The sequence below is a fragment of the Psychrobacter faecalis genome (assembly GCF_016107575.1).
Lineage (GTDB): Bacteria > Pseudomonadota > Gammaproteobacteria > Pseudomonadales > Moraxellaceae > Psychrobacter > Psychrobacter faecalis.
In genome coordinates this window covers 42,025-68,360 of the sequence record NZ_JABAST010000014.1, presented here as the reverse complement: position 1 = coordinate 68,360, position 26,336 = coordinate 42,025, and the positions used below count along the sequence as shown (strand labels likewise).

Sequence of the window (26,336 nt, the reverse complement as noted above, 5' to 3'; positions counted from 1 at the left end):
GAAGGCGGCCGTACCGTAGGTGCTGGTGTTGTTGCTAACGTCCTTAGCTAAGCATCAAAACCCTAACGCTATTAGAGAAATCTGATAACGTTATGTAGTAAGAAAAAAGCCATCCTGATAAGGGGTGGCTTTTTTTGTGGGGTATGAATGAGGATAAGGGGTTAAATACTAGGGTTTTTCTCTAATTTGAAAAAATAAATTCCAAAGCTATAAATTATAAGGACTGATTTATATATAGTAGATTAAAGATTTGCTTATAGATAACTATAACCTTTATTATATAGCGGTAGCATTTTAAAAATAAAAACACAATAACCTAAATTGGAGTAAATAATGATTACCCATGTACCTGATGTGACTTTCAAAACTCGTGTTCGTGATGAATCTATCGGCGGAGACAACCCATTCAAATGGTATGACCTAACCACAGATGAGTTATTTGCCAATAAAAAAGTGGTGGTTTTCTCACTCCCAGGTGCCTTTACGCCAACGTGTTCGACCAGCCATTTACCTCGCTATGAAGCGCTTTACGATGAATTTAAGGCATTAGGCGTAGACGAAATCGTTTGCATTTCTGTCAATGATGCCTTTGTCATGTACCAATGGGGCCTGAAGCAAAACCGTGAAAACGTTTTCTTGCTTCCTGACGGCAATGGTGAGTTCACTCGTAAAATGGGCATGCTGGTTGATAAGAGCAATCTTGGCTTTGGTATGCGCTCATGGCGGTATTCGATGTATGTCGATAATAAAGAAATCAAAAAAGTGTTTAAAGAAGCGGGTTTTGATGACAACTGTCCAACAGATCCATTTGAAGTATCAGATGCAGATACCATGTTAGAATATCTGAAAAGTAATGCTTAATCACAATTCTTAAGTGCATTGATGTTTGACTGGTATCATCAGGCGTCGATAGTTACTTGAATGCTGAAGCTCAAATACTTTCGAACTGCTTAATCCTTAAGTATAAGGGCTAAGCAGTTTTTTTATGGCTTCTACAAATATTTTTGGATGTATTAAACTAAACGTCTAAGATATCTTTGAATATAGGCAGCTTAGGTATGTATTTATGACATATATAGAATGCCATTTATGAATAAGTTTAAAAATTACGCTAACATAGCCGTTAAGGCATAAGAAAAATAAAAGGAAAAGCGGTGTTTATTATAAAGAAATTAGCAACCAATACCTCAGAGCGGCAACAAGCGCTTCAAGCAGTCGCAAATATTGAAACGCTCGTACAGCCGCACGACGCATGGACTGAGCAGACATTGGCTGAGATGCTCGCGCAAGATAGTACGCATATAAAGATAGTGTATAAACCAGAAGAGGAAGCAGGCTATAAGATCGTTGGTTATTGTTTATATCAAGTGGTTTTTGAGCAAGCAGAGATATTACGTATCGGCACCCATCCTGATTATCAGCGTCAAGGTATTGCCTCGCAGCTTTTTGCTACATTAAATAATGAGTTAATAAATAATAAGGTAGAGAGCTTATTATTAGAAGTGCGCGCAGATAATGCACCAGCGCTTGCTTTATATGAGCGGCAAGGTTTTGTCGTCATTCATAAGCGAAAGAGTTATTATCAACTGCCGCATCGGCCCGCTATCGATGCCTTGATTATGCAGCGATTTTACGATTAACAATGGGTTGTTTAGAGAATAGTTAAATTATGCTTGCGGCGGTATTTTCTTTTTGCATATCTCGATATTAGAGAGATAATTTTTATCGGTTTTCATGCGTTCAAGCACCTCGATGCGTTCAGCCAACATTTCTATCATCAGATTAATTGTCGTTTGCTGTTTTTTAACTTGCGCCAATTTCTGCTCCGTAAGGCTTAGCTGCAAATCAATATCAAGTTGACCATCGTAATAATCATTTAAGCTGTCTTTGATTTCAGTTAATGTAAAACCAATGGCTTGAGCACTTTTGATGAGCTCGATACGCTCGACGCATTCGGGATGAAATTCGGTATAAAGCCGGGAGCCTGCTTGGCGTTTGCGAGATTTTAGTAACCCCAATTGGTCGTAATGACGAATGGTATCTTTGGTGGTATTGGCCTGCGCCGCTAGTGTGCCAATCAATAAAAACGCTGTGTCGGGTGCCATGCTGACCTCGTAAGTAAAATACCTAAATTACTAATTGTGTAAAAAATGATAGCAAGCATTATTCGTTACTATGTTTAACTATAAATAGATTTATTTAAGTTTACTTTATACTTTCAATTGCCAAGGCTGAGGTTTATCGAGAAGTGAGACCGCTAAAGATTGATGAGAGTCCTTTTGCCATTTGACTGAACGGCTGCCAATTAAAGTATCTAGCTCTAGCAAAAATTTAGCGCGTGGCAAGATTTCAGCTCCCAAACTTAATAAATGGTCGTTTGGTAGCTGACAGTCTACCAATTCGACATGGCTTTGCTCACATAAACGCATTAAGCCCCAAAAAGCGAGTTTTGAAGCATTTGAAGCAACATGAAACATCGATTCGCCAAAATAAATACCGCCTATTTTTAAGCCATATAAACCGCCAATTAGATGCTGTTTATCATCCCAAACCTCAATGCTATGCGCAAAGCCTTGCGCGTGTAGCTCAGTATAGGCGTCAATCATTTCACTATGAATCCAAGTATGTTCGCCCTCAGGTAGCGCGGCATTGAAACCATCGCTACGCGGTAAGCTACAAGCATGGATAACATCATCGAACGCTTGATTGAGGGTCAACTGCCAACGTTCGCGACCCGCTTGTTTACGTAGTGATTTACTCGGCTTATAATCCGTTGGCACCATGATGCAGCGCGGCTCAGGGCACCACCAAGCGATAGGGTCATCTTCATTAAACCATGGAAATAATCCTTGCGCATAAGCTGAAATTAGCGTTTCCGGTGATAAATCTCCACCGACAGCAACGATACCGATGCCATCAGGGTCCACCATCGCAGGATCGGGAAAATTATAACGCCCAAGACTTTTTATGTATTGACGAAAGTTTTCAGGCGCTATAGCAGCCGCATTAATATCAATGCGGTCGTTATCTTTAGCAAAATCGCTCATTTATGCTTCTTTATCTTCAGTCAATGTGGAAGCATAAGTGTGGTCACGAGCGACTGTCTCACCCATAGCGTCCAAATATTTTTCGGCATCAAGCGCTGCCATACAGCCAGTACCCGCCGAAGTAATGGCTTGACGATAAACGTGGTCGGCGACGTCACCCGCGGCAAATACGCCCTCGATACTGGTTTGGGTGGCATTGCCATTTAGACCGCTATTAACGATTAAGTAGCCATCTTTCATTTCTAACTGGCCTTTGAACAAGTCTGTATTTGGCTTATGACCAATGGCGACAAACATGCCAAATACGTCTAATTGCTTGGTGCTGCCATCAAGCATCGATTCGATGACCAACCCATTGACACCCATATCATCGCCGACGACTTCGCGAACTTTATGGTTCCATTCGATTTTGATGTTACCGTTTTTAACCTTTTCAAACAGCTTATCTTGTAGGATTTTCTCAGAGCGCAAGCTGTCGCGGCGATGGACTAGCGTCACTTCAGAGGCGATGTTTGATAAGTATAAAGCCTCTTCAACGGCGGTATTACCACCACCAATAACTGCTACTTTTTGGTTTTTATAAAAGAAACCATCGCAGGTGGCACAAGCTGATACGCCAAGGCCACGGAATTTGTTTTCTGACTCTAAGCCTAAATACTGCGCAGAAGCACCCGTTGAGATAATCAAGGCATCACAAGTATAGCTACCGTTATTACCGTTTAGCGTAAAAGGACGCTCATTCAAATTGACTTCATTGATATGGTCGTAGACCAGTTCGGTACCAAAGCGCTCGGCATGGGCTTTCATACGATCCATAAGCGCAGGACCGGTCAAATCATGGGCATCGCCTGGCCAGTTATCGACTTCAGTAGTCGTGGTTAGCTGCCCGCCAACCTCTAAGCCCGTGACCATAACAGGCTTTAGGTTGGCGCGTGCTGCATAAACGGCAGCGGCGTAACCGGCAGGGCCTGAGCCTAAAATAATGAGTTTTTCGTGGCGCGGAGCCGTGATATCAGTTGCCATAAAATTTCCTTGCTTGCTATCTAAATAAGAAATATAAAAATTAAAATACGTGGTACAAATGATAAATGTTATAAAAAATAGTCGCTAAAATCGCGATGAATATGGTTTTTCTTATTGCTGTGTGATAATAACATAAGGGCTGAGGGCAAAAAGTGCAAGTTTGCTAAAATGAATATGGGTATCATTAGAATCAAAGCACGGAGCGCTTAAAAACTGCTCTTAAAATGAAAGCATACTTTTTCATTGCATACTGGTTTATTACTGAAAGGTGTGGCGAATGTTCGGTTAATGACTGCATTTTTTGCTCAACCGCTTAATAATTGATTTTCTTCTGCGCTTTCTTGATAACACTGTCGCCACTACGCCTATGTATTTGTTATTATAAGAAGTTATGCAAGCGTAGTGGTCAGTGAATAACGCATCAAATTATAATGGTATTTATATAGTGCCACTTAATAGTAGAAAATCACTTCAGCATGAAAAATTTCAATCATAAGCTAGCAACCATTTATATTAATAACCAGCACTAACGAGCATTAGCGACGAGTATTGACAACAAGGCAGATCTTACGTGATATCAGCACCACTTATTGAGTATTTAAAAAAGGGCATATTTACCCTGCTTGGGTTAATACTGGCGGTTTATTTGTTCGTCATTTTGATGACGTATACGGGTAACGATCCGAGCTGGTCGCATATCAGCAGTGACATGACGACCGTGAATAACATGGGCGGCGAGATGGGCGCTTGGCTGTCAGATTTGCTCTATAGCTTCTTTGGGTTTGGTGCTTGGTGGTTGCTGGCGTTTTTGGTTTATGAGTCGGTGCTGATTTGGTGGGATAATAAACCAACGTTTTGGTTATTACGTGTCGTGGCTTATGTATTTCTGCTGTTAAGTGCCAGCGCCTTATTTGCGCAATTGGTAGCGCTAGTACAGCAAGTGGCAGACCCGATGACATCAGGGCTAAAAGGGGTTGCTGGCGGTATTATTGGGCTTGAGCTGCAAGCACGTTTGGCACAATTATTATCGCAGTGGGGTAGTGTAATATTCTTGACGGTATTTGTGGTGATTACTGCCACATTTGCTTTTAATATTCATTGGTTAGCGATTTATCAAAAAATCAAAACGTGGTCATGGCGTGATACTGCAGTTCAAGACAATGCGGCTCAAGGGAATGAGAGTAAGCGAGCAAATAGACAAGCTGCGCCGACAGCGTCTGAGCAACAGCAAAATGATGAAAGTATGAGCGATGAAAAAGCGGCGCAAGGTTTTGAGCAGTTACCACTCGATTTGCCAGCTACTGACCATGCTAGTCATGCTCAAACCGCCGATAAAAATGGTCGTTTTAACAACGTATTAAAAGAGTTTTTGGCGACGTCAGGTCTTGGTGCTAGCGTTAAAGCGTCTATGTCAGCGGCGGCAGCAGTAGCACAAACGGCAACGAATAGCGCAGCGCAAGATGGTCAATTGCAACCAGCTTCTGCGAATACAAGTAGTTTCAAACACGTCCATCAGCCGCAAGCGTCAACAGCTACTATAAAAACAGCTACTGTAAATTCTATTACCGCTCCTGCACGTAAAGTTGAACCAAGTTTTGCTTGGAACGATGCTGATACGGTTGAGGACTTGTTGGCGCGTGAAGCAATGGCTGAGCAAGAGACGTTTGGTTACGATTCTGCTGCTACGTCTGTTGCTTTTGATGACATTAATGATATTGCTGATGAAGATGAAATGACAGAAAGCGTTGATTTAGGAGTTGATAGCTTAGAAGTTAATAACTTAGCAGATGCGTGGTTAGCAGAACACGCCGCAGTGCCAGTAGCGTCTAAGGTAGAACAGAAACAAACCGTCATTGAAGCGCCAGTAATGCAGACCTCTTTCGCCAAGGAGCAAAAAGTAGCAGAGGATTTAATCGGTAATGACATTGATGATTCGATGGATGACTTCTCTGAAGCTTGGTCTATCGAAGACTCTGAGTTTACCGATAACTCTGAGCCTTTAACTCAACATGAGGTGCTGTCAACTCAACATGAAGTGACGAAAGACTGGCAAACAGATAACGCTGCGCTAAGTGATGAAATCGATAAAGTAGATGAAGTCAGCGAAATGACTGACATGACGCCGACCAATACCCCGCCTGCCAATCCAAAATTAGCACCAACGGTGGACACTGGTACTTCGGTGACCAATATTGCTCCGGCGGCCGCTAAACCGACCGTAACCTTTGCGGTGCCAGAGGGTGATAGCAGTAATCATATTACTGACATGGTGCCAGAAGATGACAGCCGAGCTGACGACACTAATCTGCCGGTGATGCCGCATATTAGTGATGATGCCGCTTTTAGTCAAAAATCACGCTCGATGCAAACAGCCGCTTATCGTAGTAGCCTGACACCGATTCCAGAGCTGTCGATTTTAGATAAGCCAGACCCTAACCGTAAGCCAAGCTATACCATCGCTGAGCTCGAGCAATTGTCAGAGTTGTTAGAGATTAAGTTGCAAGAATTCAACGTCAAAGCAAACGTGGTCAATGCCATTCCAGGCCCTGTGGTGACGCGCTTTGAAGTAGAGCTTGCGCCTGGGGTTAAAGCCAGCAAGGTGACGGGTATTTCACGCGATTTGGCACGTTCGTTATCGATGGCGTCGCTTCGTGTGGTTGAGGTCATTCCGGGTAAGCCGTATATCGGTATCGAGGTACCCAATAAAAAGCGCGAAATGGTGCGTTTGATTGAGCTACTAAATACGGAAAAATTTAAAGATCCCAAGGCGCAAATCAGCATGGCGATGGGTAAAGATATCGGCGGTAATCCGATTATCACCGATCTTGCGCGCGCGCCGCATATGCTCGTTGCGGGTACCACAGGCTCTGGTAAATCGGTATTGGTCAACTCGATGCTACTCTCTATGCTACTCAAATATACGCCAAATGAGCTGCGTATGATTTTGATTGATCCAAAGCAGCTCGAGCTTGCCAACTATAATGATATTCCGCATCTTCTCACACCTGTCGTCACTGATATGACCGAAGCGGCCAGCGCCTTGTCATGGTGCGTGGCAGAGATGGAGCGCCGTTATCAGCTGATGAGTTTATTAAAAGTGCGTAAACTTAACGAGTTTAATAAAAAAGTCATCGCCGCTGAAAAATCTGGGAATCCAATGCTTGATCCCTTATGGCGTCCCAATGACAGCGTCAGTATTAGCCAAGCGCCAAAGCTTAAAACCTTACCGATGATTGTTATTGTCGCCGATGAGTTTGCCGATATGATTATGCAGGTCGGTAAGCAAGCCGAAGAACTTATTACGCGATTGGCACAAAAATCACGCGCGGCTGGCATTCATTTAATGCTTGCCACTCAGCGTCCGTCAGTTGACGTTATCACGGGTTTGATTAAAGCCAATATCCCAGTGCGTGCTGCGCTCCGAGTAAACTCAAAAGTGGATTCGCGGACGATTTTGGATAGCGGGGGCGCAGAAGACATGCTTGGTAACGGCGATATGCTGTTCTTAGGCCCTGGGCAAATTGAGCCCGACCGCGTCCATGGTGCTTATGTCAGTGACGAAGAGGTCAACCGTGTCTGTGATGCATGGCGTGAACGCGGCGCACCCGATTATATTGATAATATGGCCGGCAACTTTGAGCTATCGAGTCCCAGTGGCGGCGGTAGTGCCGCAAATGCCTCTGGCGAAGATGACGATTTATATAATGATGCCGTGGCTTTTATAATGGAAACGCGTAAAGTATCAGCATCTAGTATCCAGCGGAAATTTAGCATCGGCTATAACCGCGCGGCGCGTATCGTTGACTCGATGGAAGAGGCTGGCTTGGTCAGCTCTATGGGCAAAAGTGGTAAGCGCGAGCTGTTGATGTAAAAATTAATAGATTTCCCATAAAAAAAGACGAGTAACGAACGTGGCTCGTCTTTTTTTATGGGAAAAGAATACTGTCATCGTCTGAATGACCAATGAGTTTGTATATCGATTATAAATCGTCATTTTTTATACTAAACTGGTGAGTGTTTATAAAAAAATAAGCATCAATTTAAAAAAGTATAAATCTGTCACTCTCCAAGGACGGTCAGTTATGTTTAAAGAATATACCCAGTACGATGCATTAGCGTTGGCAGCGCTGGTGAATGCAGGGGAAGTCAGTGCCAAAGAATTGTTAGATGCCGCCGTGAATCAAGCCAATGCGCTCAATCCTAAATTAAACGCCATTATCCACCGCTTTGATGAGCGTGCTTATGCTGCTGCAGAAAAAGGCTTGCCAACAGGCGTCTTTAACGGCGTCCCTTATCTGCTCAAAGACCTGTCGTTTCATTTTGCCGATGAGCCAATTACCATGGGCAGTCGCAGCGTCAATATCGTATCAGAAAGCGACAGCGAAATCGTTAAGCGTATGAGAGCCACTGGCGTCAATACCTTTGGCAAAACCAATACGCCAGAATTTGGTTTGATTATCACTACTGAGCCCAAAGCTCATGGCGTCACACACAATCCCTTTAAAAAAGGCTATAGCTCTGGTGGTTCATCGGGCGGTAGTGCCGCAGCGGTATCAAGTGGTATCGTGCCAATGGCAGGCGCAGGTGACGGCGGTGGTTCGATACGCTTTCCGGCGGCATGGTGCGGCGCGTTTGGCTTTAAACCTAGTCGAGGCCGTAACCCTATGGGCCCAAAAATTGGCGAGGGCTGGGAAGGGGCGGTCGCTGACCATGTAATTACGCGAAGTGTGCGTGATAGCGCGGCGATGCTTGATGCGACTAGCGGCGCAGAAATCGGCGCGCCTTACGTCATTGCACCGCCCGACGGCACGTTTTTGCAAGCCGCCATGCGCGCGCCAAGGCAATTAACCATTGCCCTGCATCAACAGCCATTGGTTTCCAATACTGAGGTCGATAAAGAAGTACTTGCTGTATTAGAAAAAACCGCGAAGCAACTAGAAGCCATGGGTCATCGTGTGGTCCCAGCTGAGCCAAATATTAATATTGAGCAATTTTGGCATGATTTTTTAGTGGTGGTCTGTGCCCATACCGCTTTTACCATTGATAATATCGAGCGTTGTTACGGCGCGCAGCATATCCAAAACCTTGAGCCGCAGACTTATAATATGGCGATGCTTGGGCGCTCATTATCCGCCGTTAATTTAGCCCACGCTAAGCATGGCTGGCACGATAGCCAATACCAAACAGGTTTGCTGCTTGAGACCTACGATATGATTTTATGCCCGACCGTTCCAACGCCTGCGGTCAAGCATGGCGTACTACCGCCAAGCCGTATGGATGAAACACTGATGCGCAGCGCAGGCCTGCTCAATAAAGGCATTAACATGGGCAGATTTGCTTTTAGCTCAGGTATGATTGAAAAGCTCAGCGCCCCAGTACTTGGTAAAATGGGCTTTACTATCTTGGGTAATGTCACCGGCTTACCAGCAATGTCGTTACCTGTTGGTATGAGTAAAAAAGGTCTGCCGATTGGGATGCAGCTGATCGGGCGCATGAATGATGAAACGACGCTATTTAGTATCGCAGGCGAGATGGAGCGTGCTGGCATGTTTACCAAACCGGCTTTTGAGAAATAGTTTTATATGATTAAAAGAGTTTTGATAACTTCTATATTAAAAAGTAGAGATTAGCAAAAACGCTTTGATTAAAAGTTTAGGGGCTGTAGTAGATAAGCACTAATCAAAGCGATAAATATCCATACCCAAACTGTGATGCGCCATGCTTTGATGCACCACAGAGACGCGTTGACCGGCACCTAAAGCAAAAAATAATGGCAATAGGTGCTCATCGCTTGGATGTACATTTTGATAATTAGGATATTGCTGCCAATCTAAAGCGCTTGGAATATCCGTTTTTAGTTGCTGTAATAGCCAAACTTTAAAGTCTTTGGCGGTCTCATCGATACTTTCAGCTTGCCAACGTAACGCCTGTAAATTGTGGGTGATATTGCCCGAGCCAATCAAAAGGATTTGCTCGGCGCGCAATTGCGCCAACTGCGCGCCCAACTGATAGCAAGCGATGCTGTCATAATGGCGTGGCAAGGATATTTGCACGATGGGTATATCAGCCTCAGGATACAGGTGTAAAAGCGGCGCCCAAACCCCGTGGTCACTGACGCGTAAAGGGTTTACACGGCAGGTAATACCGCGCGCCGTTAGCTGCTGCGCCAATGTCTCTGCAAGCGCTGGCTGGCCGGCTGCTGGATACTGCAACTCATAGAGCTCGGGCGCAAAGCCAGAAAAATCATGCCACGTCTTTGGTCGCGGATTGCTGCTGATTTCAAGTTTAGCCGACTGCCAATGCGCTGACATAATGATAATGGCGCGCGGTTTGGGCAAGTTTTGACCGATACGTGCCAGCGCACTGGTGGTTGCCGATTGTTCGATGGCGAGCGTCGGAGCGCCATGCGAGATAAATAGCGCGGGCAATTTAGCCTGTTTTGAGGGCGTTATGGCAGTTGCTAGCGCAGACGCGTCTGTCCAAGCAGCCGCTGAGGTAATGGGTGCTGGCTTGGATGTTGTTGTATTTTGACGTTCGCGCTCAGGTTGCAAAGCAGCGGTCATGGCTTTAGGTGTCGCAGGTTTAGGATGTTTCATGGTGCATTTATTAGGGCGCGCGCCTATATTTCAATCCGTTTTACCATGACGCGTCGCCATTATTTTTGATAGGGCATGGTTGATTTTTATAGCAAATGACTGTTTTTATAAAGGTTTTAATTACCGCGATGATAAGGATGGTTGTGATTGATACTCATGGCGCGATACAGCTGTTCCATTAATACCACGCGCACTAAAGGATGCGGCAGCGTCAGTGCAGATAACGACCATTTCACATCTGCTTTTGCCAATACCTCTGGCGATACGCCGTCAGCGCCGCCAATGACCAACGCAATATCATCGCCTTGCTGCATGCCATCCGCCAATTTTTCAGCCAGCTGTTCGGTTGAGAGCATTTTACCTTTTACGTCGAGCACCCATAATTGCTCGCGTCCAGCCGCAGCATGAGCGGCCAATATCGCTTGACCTTCTTGCTCACGGTACTGCGCCAAATTGGCGTCTGAGGGGTTTTTGGCGCGTTTAGCGGCGGCAATTTCTACGATTTCAGTATTAAGCATGGGCTGGATACGCTTAAAATATTCATCAAAACCAGTTTGTACCCATTTGGGCATTTTATTTCCAACACTCAATATTCTTACTTTCATAATATAGACCACTTTTATAATGGGTTAAATGTAACAAAAAGATTCTGCGCTTAAGGTATTGTAACAAACAGACCTTTTACAAAGTATTTTTTTATGCTTTACTAGCATTTGACCAACAGTTGTTCTTTTCTACACTCATTGCTTTTATCGTTACATGGTCTTATCTTTACATAGTCTTATCGTTGAATGGTAAAGAAAGCGTCAGCAACCCTGTACCGTCTTTTTGATAGAGCATAAGATAGTTTGCAATATTATTTAAACGAAAGGAGTCGTTCATGAACCGTACTATATCAAGCCTATTAGCACTTAGCGCAGGTGCGCTACTCTCAACCTCTGTGTTTGCTGCTTCTTTAAACGGCACGCAGTGGCAAACCATTGATGATAAAACCGGCGAGAAAAAAGCCGTTATTCAATTGACCGAAAGCGGTGGTAAAGTTTCAGGAAAAATCATCAAAGTATTGAATAAAGAAAAGGCAGACGCGCTTTGTACCAAATGTCCTGGCAGCCTAAAAAACAAACCGGTTGAAGGCCTACAGATCCTGTCAGGTCTAAAAGCCGATGGTAATAACCAGTGGAGTGACGGTAAGCTGGTCGACCCTGAGTCGGGAAAAACTTACTCTGGTAAGCTAACCTTGAGTGATAATGGCCAAAGCTTAAAACTGCGCGGTTATGTCGGTACACCTGTCTTTGGTCGCTCGCAAACCTGGCAACGCATTAAGTAGTTTTTACCAGTGCTCTTATAAAAGCAAATTTATAAAGCAAGCTTATAAAACAAAAAGGATAGCAGATTGAGATGTGCTGTCCTTTTTTCATGTTTTAAATTTTAGATTTTAACTCAATGTTTTTATTTTAAAACGCTATCACCTTAAAGCGCTTAGAGCATCTTTCCTAGTCATCATTTGACATTAGCGGCTTGATGGTTTCTGATACGCCGTCATCACTCTGTTGCTCGTCGTTTTTACTATTCGAGGGCGTAGGTTTTGGAATAATCGTCAATGTCGCATCTGACTCAAAAACAATCGCTTCGATATCATCAAAACTATTAATACCTTCAGAACGCATCGCGCTTTCTAGCTCTTGACGCGTTAGGCGCTCATTACGCATGGCATCTGGTAAGAATTGCCCTTGATAAAAAACAATCCGCGGCTCCGATAAAATAAGATGACTAAAACTGACCGAGACAGAAGCATATTTAGTCACTAAAAACTGTAAACAATACAAGGTCACAATAGCGGCGCTGCCTTCGATAAACGGGATTTCTTCGAGTAAAATCGTACTGGCGCTCAAAGAGCCAATCATCACCGTCACAATCCAGTCGAAGTGATTAAGCTGCGAGGTTGAGCGTTTGCCAGATACTTTGGTAATTAACACAATTAACGCATAAACCATGACCGCTGTTAAGATAATGCGCCCAAGTTTTTCTATATTGTCAAAAAGCAGCATGTCCATTATCTGGGCTCCTATTAATCATAAAATACTGTCCGCTATTTTGTCGCTAGCAAATATGGTTTGGCTACAAACAGCGTAACGGAATTTCATCATTAATAGGGCAAAAAGTTTGTATGAGGTTGTATTTTTGAGCATTTAGTAGCGAGTTAAGGGCAGCGATGGTCGTTCAATAAATTTATGCTTAACGGCTTTGCTTAGGATTAAGGAGGCGGTTGATTAATAAGATACTAAGACGCGCGCTGACTAAGCTCAACACCAATATCATCACCAATGCCGAAAGCAGCGGTAGCGGTCGCTGTATAGCCATCTCGGTTAATACCTCACGGCTTACGGCATCAAATAAGAAAAACCAGATACCTAAGAAATAAACTATGGTAAGTAGCCAAACCACCGCAACGCCGCCAAACATCAAGCGATTGATTTCCTTTTTATCTAGCGCGCGCTGTTGATGCTTAATAAATTTATGCACCGCGATATAAGCGCCGACGATGATGGATACGACAGTGACCAGCTGTGAGTTTAGGGCAAATTTGGTTTGCACCATCATAAATATGGCGCTGGCCAAAACATAACCCACCGCAAAGAATCCGATATATGGCGCCATTTTAGGCGGCATTACGTTTAGGTTGCTAGAAGTATTGCCCGCTGTTTGACCATCTTTTGCTGGACTAAGACGCTTGCTAAGCTGCATTGGTTTGCGTGACATAAAAATAACCTTTATAAAGGGTAAAGCATAGAGTGTTAAAACATATTAAGCATGAACGCTGATTTTTATTAATGCTTTCTATCAGTGTGGTCGATATTGTCAATGCTGTGCTGTCCAATCTAACATGCTATCTAATACGGTACGGGCAGTATAGGTATTAAGCGCATGATCGGTATTAATCAGTCCGACTACCACATAGTCTTGCCCAGACAAACCTTTGACATAGCCTGCCATCGAGGTGACATTATTTAAGGTACCCGTTTTTATCCAAGCGCGACCGATGGCTTGCGACTTGGGTAAACGGTCACTATGGGCGCTGATGGTGCCACTGACGCCAGCAATGCCTAGCGAGCTCACATAAGCATCAAAGCTTGGTTGGTTGTATGCGTAGGTCAACAGCTCGCTTAAGTTGGCGGCACTGATGCTGCAATCGCGGCAGAGTCCTGAGCCATTGGTCAAATGCGGCGGAGTAGTAGTTAAGTTGGTTTGCCACCACTGATTGATTGATTGCAGCGCTTGCGGATAGTCGGTCGCTGTTGGCTGACCAAATTGATATAAGCTGATTGCTTGATTGTTAATTGTTTTATCGGTATCAGTGCCTTGCTTATTAACGCTTTCTTGATGCGTGTCGTTTTTATTCACATCTGTTTTATAAGCGCCGATAGAAAGCGCTACTTGTTCGGTCATCACGTTATTAGAGAAGTGATTGATATCATAAATCTGCTGCTTAAGGTTTAAAGAAGGATAGCTGACGACGGGCAAGGGTGACATGGCAATCGCTGCCAAACCATGTGGCGATTTTTTCTGTTTATTGGCAGTTTCATTGGCATGATAAGGCGTTTCTTGAGCGATGACTTTGCCACTTAAGGTATTGCCAAGTGTTTGCCATTTAGAGGCAATGACGCGGGCGGCGAAATCTTTGGCATCAGGGTAGGCGACATAAAAAGCATGTTCGCCGCAGCTGTCTGGCAAATTGCTATTAAGCGTTAATTGTGCCGCTTGCCACTGCGGCGCAATACTATAGCGCGCTTGCCCGCAAGCAGCCGAGCGCATATTTATCATGCTTGGCAATTGATAATTTGCCAATTGCGGTGTGTAGGTTAGCTGCGCGCGCGTATTGTCTAGCGGATAGCTCTGAATACCGACACTGCTAAAATTGACCAAAAAACCATCGGGGCTGGCGTTGTAAGGACGTAGTGGCGAGTTGTCAAAGGCTGCAGGGTCTTTGGTGACGTTTTTAAACACACTACTATCGACGATGATATCGCCGTTGATATGGCGGATGCCAGCCGTTTGCACTTTATAAAGCAGTTGCTGTAAGCGTTCGTGGGTCATTTTTGGATCGCCACTGCCTTGAATAATCAAGTCGCCATAGAGCGTATCGCCAATAATAATACCCGTATGATAAACGCGGGTATGCCAAACGAAGTCAGCACCCAATGTATCTAAGGCGATAAAACTTGGCACCAGTTTCATGGTGCTGGCAGGCGTGCGCGCAATATCGGCTTGATGGCTTAATAGCGGTGAAAACGAAATTTTGATAGCGGGATTATGAGCAGTCGATTTGTCGTTATTGTTTTTGCTGCTTTCATTCTTAGTAGGATTTTTGGTGAGTTTTAAAGCGTCATCTGGCAGTAGCGGTGGCACGCTTTCTATACTTTGATAGGTATAAGGGTCATCGGTATAAGCGTGCAGCTGTCTTGCATGTTGCTTAATCGTCTGTTTTTCAATCGTCACTAAGGCGCTTTGATGTACCGTTATTTCTTTAGCATTAATATTATTATTTTGAGTCGTTTGTTTTTGGATGCTTTCAGGTTCAGCAGTGTCATTGCCAGTAGTTAACGATTCTGGCAGATTAGCGGCTTTAGGGCTATCAATTACCTGAATGGGCGCAGGCAAGCGGCTCGCAGTTTTATCACCGACTGGGGTGATGATAATACTAATATCGGTCGCGCTTAAGTTTGCGCGCGTAAGCGCTGTCTGAATCGCTTCTGGCAAAGCCGCTTGCGCACATAGCGGCGTCAGTATAACACTCGCCAATAAGGTCAGTGATGCTAGGTAGTGAGCAGGCTTATGTAGCGTATATGGTTGCTTAGAAAAAGGCGCTAATTTAGCAAAAGCGGTAGGGCGGTTATGAGTCTTAGAAGTGGGTAGCATGAGCGGTCTATTATCAGGTGACAAAAACAGCCTATGGTAACATGAGTTGCTATTTTCACGTAGTATCAGCGTTGGCGTAGGTGCAAAAATGCCATGGCTGTCATGATAGCATCGTTATAAGCATCGTGCGTGCCAAGCTCTGGGATCTCATAATGCGCTAAAATATTGGTCAAGTGCTGTGATTGATTGGGAATACCCTGCGTACGATCGCCCATACGCCGACTGTATAATTGCCGTATATCAATGACCTGGTTCGGTAGCGTGGTGCCCATATAGCGCTTGACCAAAGGATTCAAAAACCCTGTATCTATCTGCGGGCAAAAACCAACTAGCGGTCGATTGTCTATAAAAGGCAGTACTAACGCCAGCATTTCATCGTAGCTCATACCATGCTCAACATCGGCAGTGCGCAGCCCATGAATCACAATGGTATCACGATCAGGCATTACTGGCGGCCGACAAACCAGATGCAGACCGTTACCTGTATCAATGCTATCGCCATTGATATGAATGGCAGCGATAGATAGCAGGTGATGCTTTTTTGGATTGAGTCCTGTCATCTCACAATCAATCGCGACCCATTTATCAGCTAAAGGTTTATTAAACATCGATGCCAGCTCAGGGCGCTGCAAATGGGTCTTTTGCCAATGAGACGATAACTGTTTTAGCCAACGCATCTTATTTTTGCTCCCCTTTATTTTTTCTCGCAGCGTTCTTATCAGCTGACGTATGTATTTTAATTAAACTCTAGCTGATAATGGCGACTTAATTGACCCTTAAAGCTTTTGACCACGGCCAAGCACTCATTTAATAAGTCTCGCTCGAGTGCCGATAAAGTGGTCGGATCAACTTGCCGCGCATGCTTATCATCTGTTGATAGCGCCACTGACAAACGCTGCGCCATAAAAAACTCTAATGCTTCAAGCAAAGTGTCAGCGCGCTGTTGGTTTAAGGCGCGCACTTGTACCAAGGCTTTAAGGCGTCCTTTACTACTCGGCGCATCAAAAATATCGTTTTCTAAGGCTAAAGTACGAATGCCATGCACCAGCGGAAAAATACCAGCTTTTTTAAGATCGATATCGTAGGCGCTTTTTTTACCGCCAAGGAGCGGCACAAACTTTTGCCACCATTGACCGACATCACCAAACTGTAAAGCGGCACGAGCGAACTGACGGACAAACATCAAATCTGACTGGCGATGGGCAATTTTTAAATGCTCGCGCACACTCGTCAGTAGCGATTCATCGCCGCAGACATATTCGCCATCAAATATGGCCGACAAATAAATACTGTGTATCGGGTCGGTATTTCTAAACCATAAGCTAATCTGCGCTTTGAACTGTTTGAGCGGCTGCCGCCACAGCGGATTGGTCATCATGATATTGCCATCGCAAAGCGGATAACCCAAGGTTGCTAAATGATGGTTAAAGGTTTCAGCGAACTGAGCTAAGTCAGAATGGCTATAACCATCACGAATAATCAGCGCATTGTCTTGGTCGGTACGCATGATTTGCTCGCCGCGACCCTCTGAGCCCATGACGATAACGCAAGTGTTTTTCATCACTTCATCAGGTACGATAAGTTGCCACAGTTTGGTAAAAACTTGCGCGTTAAGGGTTTGTACCATACGGCTGACATTACCAATTTTGATACCATTTTGGTGCTGCGCGCGAATATAGCGCCCAATGAGCTCAACCGCAGTAGCCAAGCTCGGCAAATCTTTTGCTTGCTCAATCTGCAGACTAATCAGCTGCGAATGATGACCAATATGAGCGAGCATATCACTTTGCCCAAGCACGCCTGCAACCTCGCCGTTGGCATCAATCACTGGCAGTCTATGGATACGGTAGCGCGTCATGGTCAATAGCGCATCGCCAATCTCGTCGTCCGCATCAATGGTGCGCAGATTGAAACTTGCATAGCGCTGGCAAGGCGTCGTCGCAGGGTTTTGCTGGTCGCTTACCGCGCGGCAGATATCGGTATCGGTTAAAATACCTAACGTACGACCAGAATAGTTATTGGAAGTTTGCGTATTGGCGCTATCAGTAACTAAGCTGCTATCTAGGTTGTTGTCTAAATTTCGGTCTAAGTTTCGGTCTAAATCTGTTTTTAAATCATTATCTAATGTTTGCTTTTCAGCAGGGTGTGATTGGTCGAGCGGCCGCACCAACACATGCTTAAGCCCAGCTTTGGTCATGATATGTGCCGCCTCATAGAGGCTGCTGGTGGCATCAATGATATGCACGGGTAATAAGCTGACATCAATTACAGGCTGCATCATGATTTGCTGCACTTCTTGCTGTTCATTATAGCCATGATAGCTAGCATCTAAGCTTTGCCCGCTGCGCCGCTGCTGTAATGCCTTTAATCGTTCAGGTAAATCTTCTGAGAGTAATTGGCGCACCAAATGATTCTGCGCACTGATTTTATCAACGGTTGCGCCATTGATTTGCAGCAGCAGGGTGTCTTCAATCGCACGAAACTCGTAGGGCGTTACAGTATTCTCGTTCGTAGGGACGCTACTTTTTATAGGTATGAAAGTGGCTGCTTCGTTATCCTCTTCTATAAACGTTTTTGGCAACCGCCGACTGTCAAACCAATCATTACTATTTAGATGGTCGGTATGATTGCTACCCAAATACGTCGCCACGAACTCGCCAGCAAGCAGCTGCTCGATTTGTCCTTTAATGACCACATAAAAATAGCTTAAATCAGCGGCAGATAAACGCTCATCTTTAGCAAGATAACGGATTTGGGTATTTTTTCTGACGCTTTGGCGTTCAGCCGCGCTTAATACGTCAAAAGGTGGCTGGGTAAAATCAAGATGGGGCATGGCATCATCCTTGATGGCATATTTAACAAAATTTTTGGAAGAGGGATTTTATGAGTGATAAGGATATATAAAAAAGTGTCGCGTTATTTCTACTATAGCATTGTTTAATCGGCAAGATAGCAAGAAACCACACATAACCATGATAATATTGTGGTTATGTGTGGTTCTCTGATACTATGTTGAATATTGAGGTGTTATTTATTGTTTAATACTTAGGTTTTCTGGCCAATGTTTGAGACAGGTTTTTAAACTAAGCATTTAAACTCAGTCTTTAAAAATGTTGTTTCAGCGGCAAGTTAAGCGCCAAGTAATTGACGGATACGATTGATGGCTTCACGGCTTTCCTCAACGCTGGCAACCAAGGCAATGCGCACATAACCTTGCCCAGGATTTTTACCATTGACCTCGCGTGACAGATAACGCCCAGCCAGCGCGTGAATATTTGCTTGCTCATATAAAGCTTTGACAAAGATTTCGTCGTCGCCATTAAATTGCTCAGGCACTTTTACCCAAAAGTAAAAACCCGCCTCTGGCATGCGTAAATCAAGCAATTCGCCAAGCTCGGACATCCATAAGGCGAATTTTTCTTGATAAAGCGCTCGATTACGCGCCACGTGCTTTTCATCTTCCCAAGCAGCGATGGAAGCCAGCTGATGCGGTATCGGCATTGCACAGCCCTGATAAGTGCGATATTGCAAATAAGGCTGCAAAATATTGGCGTCACCGGCCACAAAGCCTGAGCGCAGGCCGGGCAAGTTTGAACGCTTGGATAAAGAGTGAAATACCACGCAATTTTTAAAGTTATGACGACCGAGCGCCGCGCAAGCTTGCAGCAGGCCAATCGGCGCGCGATCAAAATACAGCTCGCTATAGCACTCGTCGCTGGCAATGATAAAGCCGTACTGGTCGGATAAACGCAGTAAGTGTTCCCAATCATCCATGGTCATGACGGAACCGGTTGGATTATTTGGGCTACAGACAAACAATAGCTGCGTGCGCGTCCAAACGTCCCTCGGTACCGCGCGATAGTCACCTTTAAATTCATTATCAATGCTGCAAGGCATAAAGTACGGCGTCGCTTGCGCGAGTATGGCAGCGCCCTCGTATATCTGATAAAACGGATTGGGCATCACAATGGTTGGTGCCTCATCTGCTTTTTGCAAGGGCTGCGCGCTTGGCTGATTATGAGCTGCCAGTTGATTGGTTTCGTCTTCGGACAACTCGGTTTGTGGATGGTCAATAACCGCTTGCACCAAGCTAAAAATCGCCTCGCGCGTACCCATAACCGGCAATACTTGCGTATGCGGGTCGAGATGATTGAGAAAGAAGCGCTTTTCTAACCAGTGAGCGATGGTTTGACGCAGCTCAAACAGCCCGTTGGTGGTTGGATATTGGCTTATTTTGTCCAAGTTTTCGCGTAGGACGTCCAACACAAATGCTGGCGGCTCGTGTTTTGGCTCTCCAATACCGAGCTTAATTTCACTATAGTTATAGGCTGGCGTACTGTCCGCGAGTAAAGTCGCCATCTTAGCGAACGGATAAGGGTGCAGAGTCGTCAAGTTGTGATTCATAGGTAGGCTAACTATAATAGACAATTAATAATAAAGTGATAAAGAAAAATTACATTTAAGCAGTGTAGCACTTCTCTTATTTTTTGTCTTTTTTCTTCTCAGACGGTTTATTGTTGAGTTAAAACCAGCACTTAAAGCAATTTATACGGTGAATAACCTTGCATAGCGCTTGTTTTTTAGACGGTAACCCGTATTGAGATTGGCCAATTTTAATAATGCGATTAAGTATAGATAAAATTAAAATAGCGTCATTTATTAACCAAGCAAAAAATAACTGTCCGTAAAAACGTCAGATTATTTAAGGAAACTTGATATGTCTAGTGTTTTAAAAACCGATGAGCGTGGCGCTAAAGATATCAATGTGCAACAATTTGAGGGTAGCCAGCGTGTTGAGCTATACGAGCAACTAAAACAGCGCGAGCACAATTGGTGGCATGCGCGGCAGCAGTTGACGCTGTTAAAAGAGCGGCAGATGTTTTGGTTTGGCGATAACAGCTTTATGATGTGGCTGCTCTGGCAATTGGTCAGCTATGTGGTGGTGGCGATGGTGCTTATGCTCCTGAGCAAACTGTCAAACATCTCATTGCCTTTATGGCAGTATATGGGTTTATTTGCGGTACAGACGCTGATTTTTATTGTCATGTTGGGCTTTAAGGGCCGTATGGCCACGCATTTACAAAATAAGATCAATCAAGTCGATGTCTTGCGTGAAGAAGCGCTTAACGAGATGACCATTTTGGCCGCTGACACGCTTTATAATGATGTGCATGCCAAAGCCCCGATTTCCTTACAGCAAATCTTTGAGTACTACGACGGCGAATTTCATTTAGCCAGTTTGCATCGTCTGCTACAAAAAGAGGTGGACACTGGGCGCTTGATGCTTGGGCAGCAGCAAGTAGAAGCAGAGATTTTGCCGTTGGAGCTTGCCGATGAGGAGCTTAAAGAGATGGCAAGCGAGATGGTCTATAAAAGCGTCTTATAAAGTATGCGTTTAATATAAGTAGCTTATAAATATTTGGTCAAAAGCTATCGTTGATATTTCGTCTTAAAAAAATGCTTTATCGTTGAAGGTTAACGATAAAGCGTTTTTCGTATTTATAATTTAGCTTCTAACGATTAACTTCTAACATAAGCAGCTATATAGCAATTAACCATCGTTACGAATGCTCAGGCTTGCTATCAATGCCGCCTTCAATGTCTCAAGTTTATCCGCCGACAATGCCTGATCGTTTTGATCGCTGATATAAAACATATCTTCTGCGCGCTCGCCTAACGTGGTAATACGGGCGGCATGCACTTCAATTTGTTGTTGTAAAAACACCTGACCAACGCGGGCCAGTAAGCCTGGTTGATCAAGCGTCTCTAAGCTCATGATATGCTGATTTGAGGCTTCATTAAACTCAAAGTGAATCGTCGTAGCAACATCGAAATGTCGCAACTGGCGCGGCATTTTTCTATTGGTAAGCTTGGGCACCGTCGGATTTTTAAAGGCGTCGATTAAGCGCTGTTTAAGCTCTTGTTGGCTGTCTGTATCGACCAATAACGTGCCGCTGCGGTCGAGCAGCACGTAGGAATCTAAGGCAAAATCACGCGTTGCGGTAATGATGCGGGCATCCAAAACATCGAGATTCATTTGGTCAAATACCGCCATGGTAACGGCAAATAAATTGACCTGATCTTGGGTATAAACAAACACTTGCACCGCATCAAGTGCCAGCTCGCGATGCTCACGTAACACGACCAAGGGCTGACTATTGGCATCGGAGGCGCGGCCGATGGGCGGATGGTTTAAGATGGCTTCAGTATGCCACAAGATATCTTCTGCGATCTCGCGCAAAAAATACTCATCGCCCAAGTCATCCCATAACCTTAAAACCTCTTCGCGATTCATGTGCTGATTATCGACATTATCAAGCATCGCCAGCGCCTGTTTGCGCGTGGCTTTAATCATATCTTGGCGGTTGGTTGGGGCGTCAATATCAGCGCGCAGGATACGCCGTGTTTGTGAATACAGCTGCTTCATCAAGGTTGCGCGCCAGCTGTTCCAAAGCTGGGGATTGGTGGCATTCATATCGGCGACCGTCAGCACATACAGATGGTTTAAATGGGTGACATTTCCGACTAAATCGGCAAATAGCGTCACCACTTCTGGGTCTGAGATGTCCTTTTTCTGCGCTGTCATCGACATCAGCAAATGATAGCGGGTCAACCAGCCGACCAAATGCGCGTCCGCAGTACTCATGCCATGAGCAAGACAAAACTCAATCGCTTCTGTTTCGCCAAGCTGGCTATGATTACCGCCGCGGCCTTTAGCGATATCATGAAACATCGCCGCCAGCACCAAAATCTCTTTGCGCTCGATACGCTGAAAGATAGAGCTGACCAGTGGAAAGTCCTCAAAAAAGCGCGGATCGGTAAAGCGGTGCAAAATACGAATCAAAAATAACGTATGCGCATCAACGGTATAACGATGAAATAAATCGTACTGCATCAGCCCCGTTACTTGCGCAAAAGCTGGGATATAGCTGCCCAAAACGCCGTAACGATTCATGGTACGCAGGCGATGAAATAAATAATTTTGCTCTTTTAAATTGGCTAAAAATAGCGCTTGATGCGACGGGTTGTCTCTATACGCTTGATCGATGCCGCGCGCCGCTATTTTTAACGCACGCAAGGTATGGGTACGGACGTTTTTGATACCGTATTGACCCATCAGCAAAAACATCTCTAAAATCGCCTCAGGGTGCTGAGCAAAGACGCGATGATGCGATATTGCAATCTGTTCGCCGACTCGGTTAAAGCGGGCGTTAATCGGATGTTTTTTTGGTCGTTCTTCATCCGGCAGTTGCGGCTCGATAATGGTCTCATAATAATGATTGGTCAGCATCTCAGATAGCGTCGATATCTGCATGGCACAGCGATAATAATCGCGCATAAAGCGCTCAACGGCAGCATTTGGTTGGTCGTCAGGCTGCGTCTCATAGCCCATCATTTGCGCAATTTCACGCTGATAATCAAATAGCAGCTTGTTTTCATTGCGCCCAGTCAGCTCATGCAAATAATGGCGGATTTGCCATAAATAACCTTCGGCAAAGTTAAGCTCATCAAACTCTTTTTCGGTCAAAAAGTTTTGCTGCACCAGGTCATAAAGCTTACTGACGCGAAAGTAGCGTTTGGTCACCCAACCAATAATATGAATGTCACGCAGACCACCGGGCGCCGTTTTAATGTTAGGCTCAAGATTGTACTCGGTGGCATTGTGCTGCAAATAACGCGCTTTTGCTTCAGCGATTTTCACCTCATAAAAATCACGTGGCGACCACTGGGTATTGACGATTCTATGGGGCACATCTTGCAATGCTTCATTGCCGACTAACAACCGCGCCTCTAGTAAAGTACTGGCAACGGTGTGGTCGAGCGCCGCCTCCAAGCATTCGCTGACGCTGCGCACCGATAGGGCAGGCTCAAGTCCAATATCCCACAATAGTGCCACTAAATTATCGATTTTCTCTTTATTATCAGCCGCAATCTCGTCTGGCGTTAGCAGCAAAATATCGACATCTGAATATAACGACAGCTCACCGCGGCCATAACCGCCAGTGGCAAATAATGCTAAGTCCGTTTTATCAAGCTCAAACCATTTGAACAACGCAATGAGTAACTCATCGATGACACAGGCACGAGCCGCTACCAATTGGCGGATATTGACGCCGCGTTCGAGCTCGCGGCTGATATCGTCATTGATTTGAATCAGCCATTCAGCAATACTCTGTTCGGAAATACTGTGCTTAGAAATACTGTGCTTAGAAATACTGTGCTTAGAAATATTTTGCTCGCGATTACTGAGCGACGTCGCGCTATCGGTTGTAGTGCTATGGTCTGATAATAGAGGCATAGGCGTCAAATCAATGGTCGCGACATCACAAGTAAACATGAAGGGTATCCGATTAAGAGGTTGTAAATAGAGGCGCTAAAAAAATGGGTGAATGCAAATATCACGCTGAAAAACAAAAAATAGCACCGCCAATATGCCTGAATTTTCAGGCAAAAAAAAGACCGCCTAGGCGATCTTTTTAAGTATTACTGGGTCAAAAAGCTTAAGTCTTCTTCGGGGCGCGTAGTAAAGACTTCACAGCCATTGTCCGTCACCACCATGGTATGTTCCCACTGTGCTGACAGCTTGCGGTCTTTAGTAATCGCCGTCCATTCGTCCGGTAAAATTTTGGTCTGCCACGTGCCTTGGTTAATCATCGGCTCAATGGTAAAAGTCATACCGGTTTTTAGCTCAAAGCCTGTGCCTTTTTTACCATAGTGCATGACTTGCGGCTCGTGATGGAATTCATTACTAATACCGTGACCACAGAACTCGCGCACGATACTAAAGCGCTCAGGCTCGACCACTTCTTGAATAGCCGCACCGACATCGCCTAAGCGCGCGCCATTTTTGACCACGCTCATACCGGCATAAAGGGCTTCTTGTGCCACTTTGCAAATACGCTGCGCCATGATAGAGCCATTGCCGACAATCCACATTTTCGAAGTATCGCCGTAATAGCCATCTTTGATAACCGTGACATCAATATTGATGATATCGCCATCTTTTAGTAGTTTATTGTCGGTTGGAATACCGTGACAAACCACATGGTTGACAGAGGTACAGATAGATTTTGGGAAGCCATTATAGTTAAGGGGCGCAGGAATCGCTTCTTGCACATTAACGATATAATCGTGAGCGATTTGGTTCAATGCTTCGGTACTGACGCCAACTTTGACGTGCTCATCGAGCATTACAAGCACATCGCTGGCAAGTTTACCGGCCACGCGCATTTTTTCTATGGCTTCAGGAGATTGGATAAGGGATTTTTTGGTCATCATAGTCGTACTTATAGTTATAGAATTTAGGTAGGCAATTATACCATAAATGCAAGCGTCGCTGTTCTGCTAACCCTTAGCAACTTTGTACGCATTTATCAAGCCTAGCGTTATAGTGATATTAACTGTCTCAGCTTATTTATATGTAGATACGTGACTATAAAGTCATGGAAATATGACACATATGTCAAAAAGCAGTTGAATGTTGTAGATGATAGAAGTATTGTAATTTTGTTTGCTAAATGAATTGGCAACGATTTTTAGCGCTTAGTGCAGGATGCAATAGCTAAACGTTAAAGAAGAATAAACGTTAAAGATAAGCCGCATAAAAATGGCTTCACACTTTTATTTTACAATAACAAGGAAGTTGTTATGACTCTAAAATCTCGCCTGCGCGCTGCCATAATGCCCAGCGCCTTTCTACCTTCACTTGGCGCTATTGCTGTCGGTGTGCTCCTCATGACCTTACAAACCACTTCTGCTCAAGCAGCGGGACAATTTTATAATTGCGCCAATGCCACCGGCTGTAAAATGGTCGATAGCAAATTTTTCACCTCAAAACATACTGATACCAAATATCCCATTGTCATGACTCATGGTCTGGTCGGCTTTACCAAGCTACTCGGTGTCGATTACTTTTATGGCATTCCGCAAACCCTGATGAGTGGCGGCTCAAAAGTCTACGCGACCAAGACCTCTTCTTTTAATGATAGCCGAGTGCGCGGCGAGCAGCTACTACAGCAAGTAAAAACCATTAGCGCGATATCTGGTAGCCCCAAGGTGAACTTAATCGGGCATAGTCATGGCGGGCATGATATTCGTTATGTTGCTGCTGTTGAGCCAAAGTATGTGGCGTCAGTGACGGCAGTTGCCAGCCCAGAGCAAGGGGCGGCATTAGCCGATTGGGTGGTTGAGCAGATTGATAATGACAGAGTCAATGGTGAGTATAATACTGCTACCAAAGCCGCGCTTACCTTGTTTGGTTTCTTAGGTAATTTTATGGATTTAAACGCTGGCATCCCTATCGATAAGCTGCAAGAGCAAGACGGGTTTGGTGCGGTTACCGCCTTATCAACTGACTATATGGCGGATTTTAACCGCGAGTTCCCAGCGGCCATGCCTTCAAGCTATTGTGGTCAACCAAAAGATACCAAGGTAAACGGTATCAACTACTATTCATTCAGTGGTGTCGGGCAAGTAACCAATGCGCTAGACCCGATGGATTATGTGTTATTAGCGACCTCACAAGTATTTAAAAATGACCCAAATGATGGGTTGGTTTCTGCTTGTTCAAGCCGTCTAGGTCATGTCATCCGCGATGATTACAAAATGAATCATATGGATTCGGTCAATCAACTATTAGGCTTGGTCGCATGGGGACAACCTAATCCTAAAACTGTTTATCGCGAACAGGTTAACCGTTTAAAAAATGCCAATTTATAAAACCAATTTCTAAATTTAGTAATTAAATTTAATT

At 44.7% G+C, this 26,336-nt stretch carries 20 protein-coding genes; 7 read left to right on the top strand and 13 right to left on the bottom strand.

All coding sequences use genetic code 11. The features are described 5' to 3' along the window. Positions 1-333: 333 nt before the first annotated feature. Both JFC07_RS06465 and rimI read left to right on the top strand, forming a co-directional pair. Positions 334-861 (top strand): peroxiredoxin, encoded by a 528-nt coding sequence (locus JFC07_RS06465; RefSeq protein WP_068404024.1) that lies wholly within the window; start codon positions 334-336, stop codon positions 859-861. 293 nt (positions 862-1,154) lie between these two features. Continuing rightward, positions 1,155-1,640 (top strand): ribosomal protein S18-alanine N-acetyltransferase, encoded by a 486-nt coding sequence (gene rimI / locus JFC07_RS06460; protein ID WP_198328677.1) that lies wholly within the window; start codon positions 1,155-1,157, stop codon positions 1,638-1,640. A gap of 27 nt (positions 1,641-1,667) precedes the next feature. Here rimI and JFC07_RS06455 read toward each other — a convergent pair whose 3' ends face one another. The 3 genes from JFC07_RS06455 to trxB all read right to left on the bottom strand — a co-directional run bounded on the left by JFC07_RS06455 (position 1,668) and on the right by trxB (position 4,070). Then, positions 1,668-2,105, bottom strand: coding sequence for a MerR family transcriptional regulator (locus tag JFC07_RS06455; RefSeq protein ID WP_144298154.1), 438 nt, complete (start codon positions 2,103-2,105; stop codon positions 1,668-1,670). A 105-nt stretch (positions 2,106-2,210) separates the two neighbouring features. After that, positions 2,211-3,047, bottom strand: coding sequence for a leucyl/phenylalanyl-tRNA--protein transferase (aat, locus tag JFC07_RS06450; RefSeq protein WP_198328676.1), 837 nt, complete (start codon positions 3,045-3,047; stop codon positions 2,211-2,213). Continuing rightward, positions 3,048-4,070 carry a thioredoxin-disulfide reductase gene (gene trxB / locus JFC07_RS06445; protein WP_198328675.1) on the bottom strand — a complete coding sequence of 341 codons (1,023 nt, stop codon included), beginning with the start codon at positions 4,068-4,070 and terminating at the stop codon, positions 3,048-3,050. It lies immediately after the preceding gene. A gap of 571 nt (positions 4,071-4,641) precedes the next feature. On the opposite strand from trxB, the gene JFC07_RS06440 reads away from it, so the two are divergent. Further along, positions 4,642-7,941, top strand: a complete 3,300-nt coding sequence (locus JFC07_RS06440) for a DNA translocase FtsK (RefSeq protein ID WP_198328674.1) — start codon at positions 4,642-4,644, stop codon at positions 7,939-7,941. A 211-nt stretch (positions 7,942-8,152) separates the two neighbouring features. After that, positions 8,153-9,646, top strand: coding sequence for an amidase (locus JFC07_RS06435; RefSeq protein ID WP_198328673.1), 1,494 nt, complete (start codon positions 8,153-8,155; stop codon positions 9,644-9,646). A 99-nt stretch (positions 9,647-9,745) separates the two neighbouring features. On the opposite strand, the gene JFC07_RS06430 is transcribed toward JFC07_RS06435, so the two are convergent. After that, complete coding sequence (locus JFC07_RS06430) at positions 9,746-10,666, bottom strand: DODA-type extradiol aromatic ring-opening family dioxygenase (RefSeq protein WP_198328672.1); 921 nt, start codon at positions 10,664-10,666, stop codon at positions 9,746-9,748. Between the two features lie 116 nt (positions 10,667-10,782). Then, a complete protein-coding gene (rlmH, locus tag JFC07_RS06425) occupies positions 10,783-11,271 on the bottom strand; it encodes a 23S rRNA (pseudouridine(1915)-N(3))-methyltransferase RlmH (RefSeq protein WP_068406749.1) in 489 nt (162 codons plus the stop codon). 275 nt (positions 11,272-11,546) lie between these two features. Between rlmH and JFC07_RS06420 the strand changes: the two genes are divergently transcribed. Further along, complete coding sequence (locus tag JFC07_RS06420) at positions 11,547-11,993, top strand: DUF2147 domain-containing protein (protein WP_144296396.1); 447 nt, start codon at positions 11,547-11,549, stop codon at positions 11,991-11,993. 166 nt (positions 11,994-12,159) lie between these two features. Here JFC07_RS06420 and JFC07_RS06415 read toward each other — a convergent pair whose 3' ends face one another. The 6 genes from JFC07_RS06415 to dapC form a co-directional block, all read right to left on the bottom strand. After that, a complete protein-coding gene (locus JFC07_RS06415; protein ID WP_198328671.1) occupies positions 12,160-12,720 on the bottom strand; it encodes a DUF421 domain-containing protein in 561 nt (186 codons plus the stop codon). Positions 12,721-12,901: 181 nt separating this feature from the next. Then, on the bottom strand, positions 12,902-13,426 hold the full coding sequence (locus JFC07_RS06410) for an ABZJ_00895 family protein (protein ID WP_191691646.1): 525 nt from the start codon (positions 13,424-13,426) through the stop codon (positions 12,902-12,904). A 99-nt stretch (positions 13,427-13,525) separates the two neighbouring features. Next, on the bottom strand, positions 13,526-15,583 hold the full coding sequence (locus JFC07_RS06405; RefSeq protein WP_191691648.1) for a D-alanyl-D-alanine carboxypeptidase/D-alanyl-D-alanine-endopeptidase: 2,058 nt from the start codon (positions 15,581-15,583) through the stop codon (positions 13,526-13,528). 65 nt (positions 15,584-15,648) lie between these two features. After that, positions 15,649-16,260 carry a 3'-5' exonuclease gene (locus JFC07_RS06400; RefSeq protein WP_191691650.1) on the bottom strand — a complete coding sequence of 204 codons (612 nt, stop codon included), beginning with the start codon at positions 16,258-16,260 and terminating at the stop codon, positions 15,649-15,651. Between the two features lie 59 nt (positions 16,261-16,319). Further along, entirely contained in the window at positions 16,320-18,416 is a 2,097-nt protein-coding gene (locus JFC07_RS06395; protein ID WP_191691652.1) for a DUF294 nucleotidyltransferase-like domain-containing protein, read from the bottom strand. A gap of 296 nt (positions 18,417-18,712) precedes the next feature. After that, positions 18,713-19,987, bottom strand: a complete 1,275-nt coding sequence (gene dapC, locus JFC07_RS06390) for a succinyldiaminopimelate transaminase (RefSeq protein WP_191691654.1) — start codon at positions 19,985-19,987, stop codon at positions 18,713-18,715. Positions 19,988-20,300: 313 nt separating this feature from the next. Between dapC and JFC07_RS06385 the strand changes: the two genes are divergently transcribed. After that, positions 20,301-20,969, top strand: coding sequence for a hypothetical protein (locus JFC07_RS06385; protein ID WP_068406706.1), 669 nt, complete (start codon positions 20,301-20,303; stop codon positions 20,967-20,969). Positions 20,970-21,134: 165 nt separating this feature from the next. Here JFC07_RS06385 and glnD read toward each other — a convergent pair whose 3' ends face one another. Beyond that, positions 21,135-23,921 carry a [protein-PII] uridylyltransferase gene (glnD, locus tag JFC07_RS06380; protein ID WP_198328670.1) on the bottom strand — a complete coding sequence of 929 codons (2,787 nt, stop codon included), beginning with the start codon at positions 23,919-23,921 and terminating at the stop codon, positions 21,135-21,137. Positions 23,922-24,067: 146 nt separating this feature from the next. After that, the gene (gene map / locus JFC07_RS06375) at positions 24,068-24,859 is read right to left on the bottom strand and encodes a type I methionyl aminopeptidase (RefSeq protein WP_369811258.1); all 792 of its coding nucleotides are present in this window, start codon (positions 24,857-24,859) and stop codon (positions 24,068-24,070) included. A gap of 372 nt (positions 24,860-25,231) precedes the next feature. On the opposite strand from map, the gene JFC07_RS06370 reads away from it, so the two are divergent. Continuing rightward, positions 25,232-26,302, top strand: a complete 1,071-nt coding sequence (locus JFC07_RS06370; protein WP_068406697.1) for a lipase family alpha/beta hydrolase — start codon at positions 25,232-25,234, stop codon at positions 26,300-26,302. Positions 26,303-26,336: the final 34 nt, after the last annotated feature.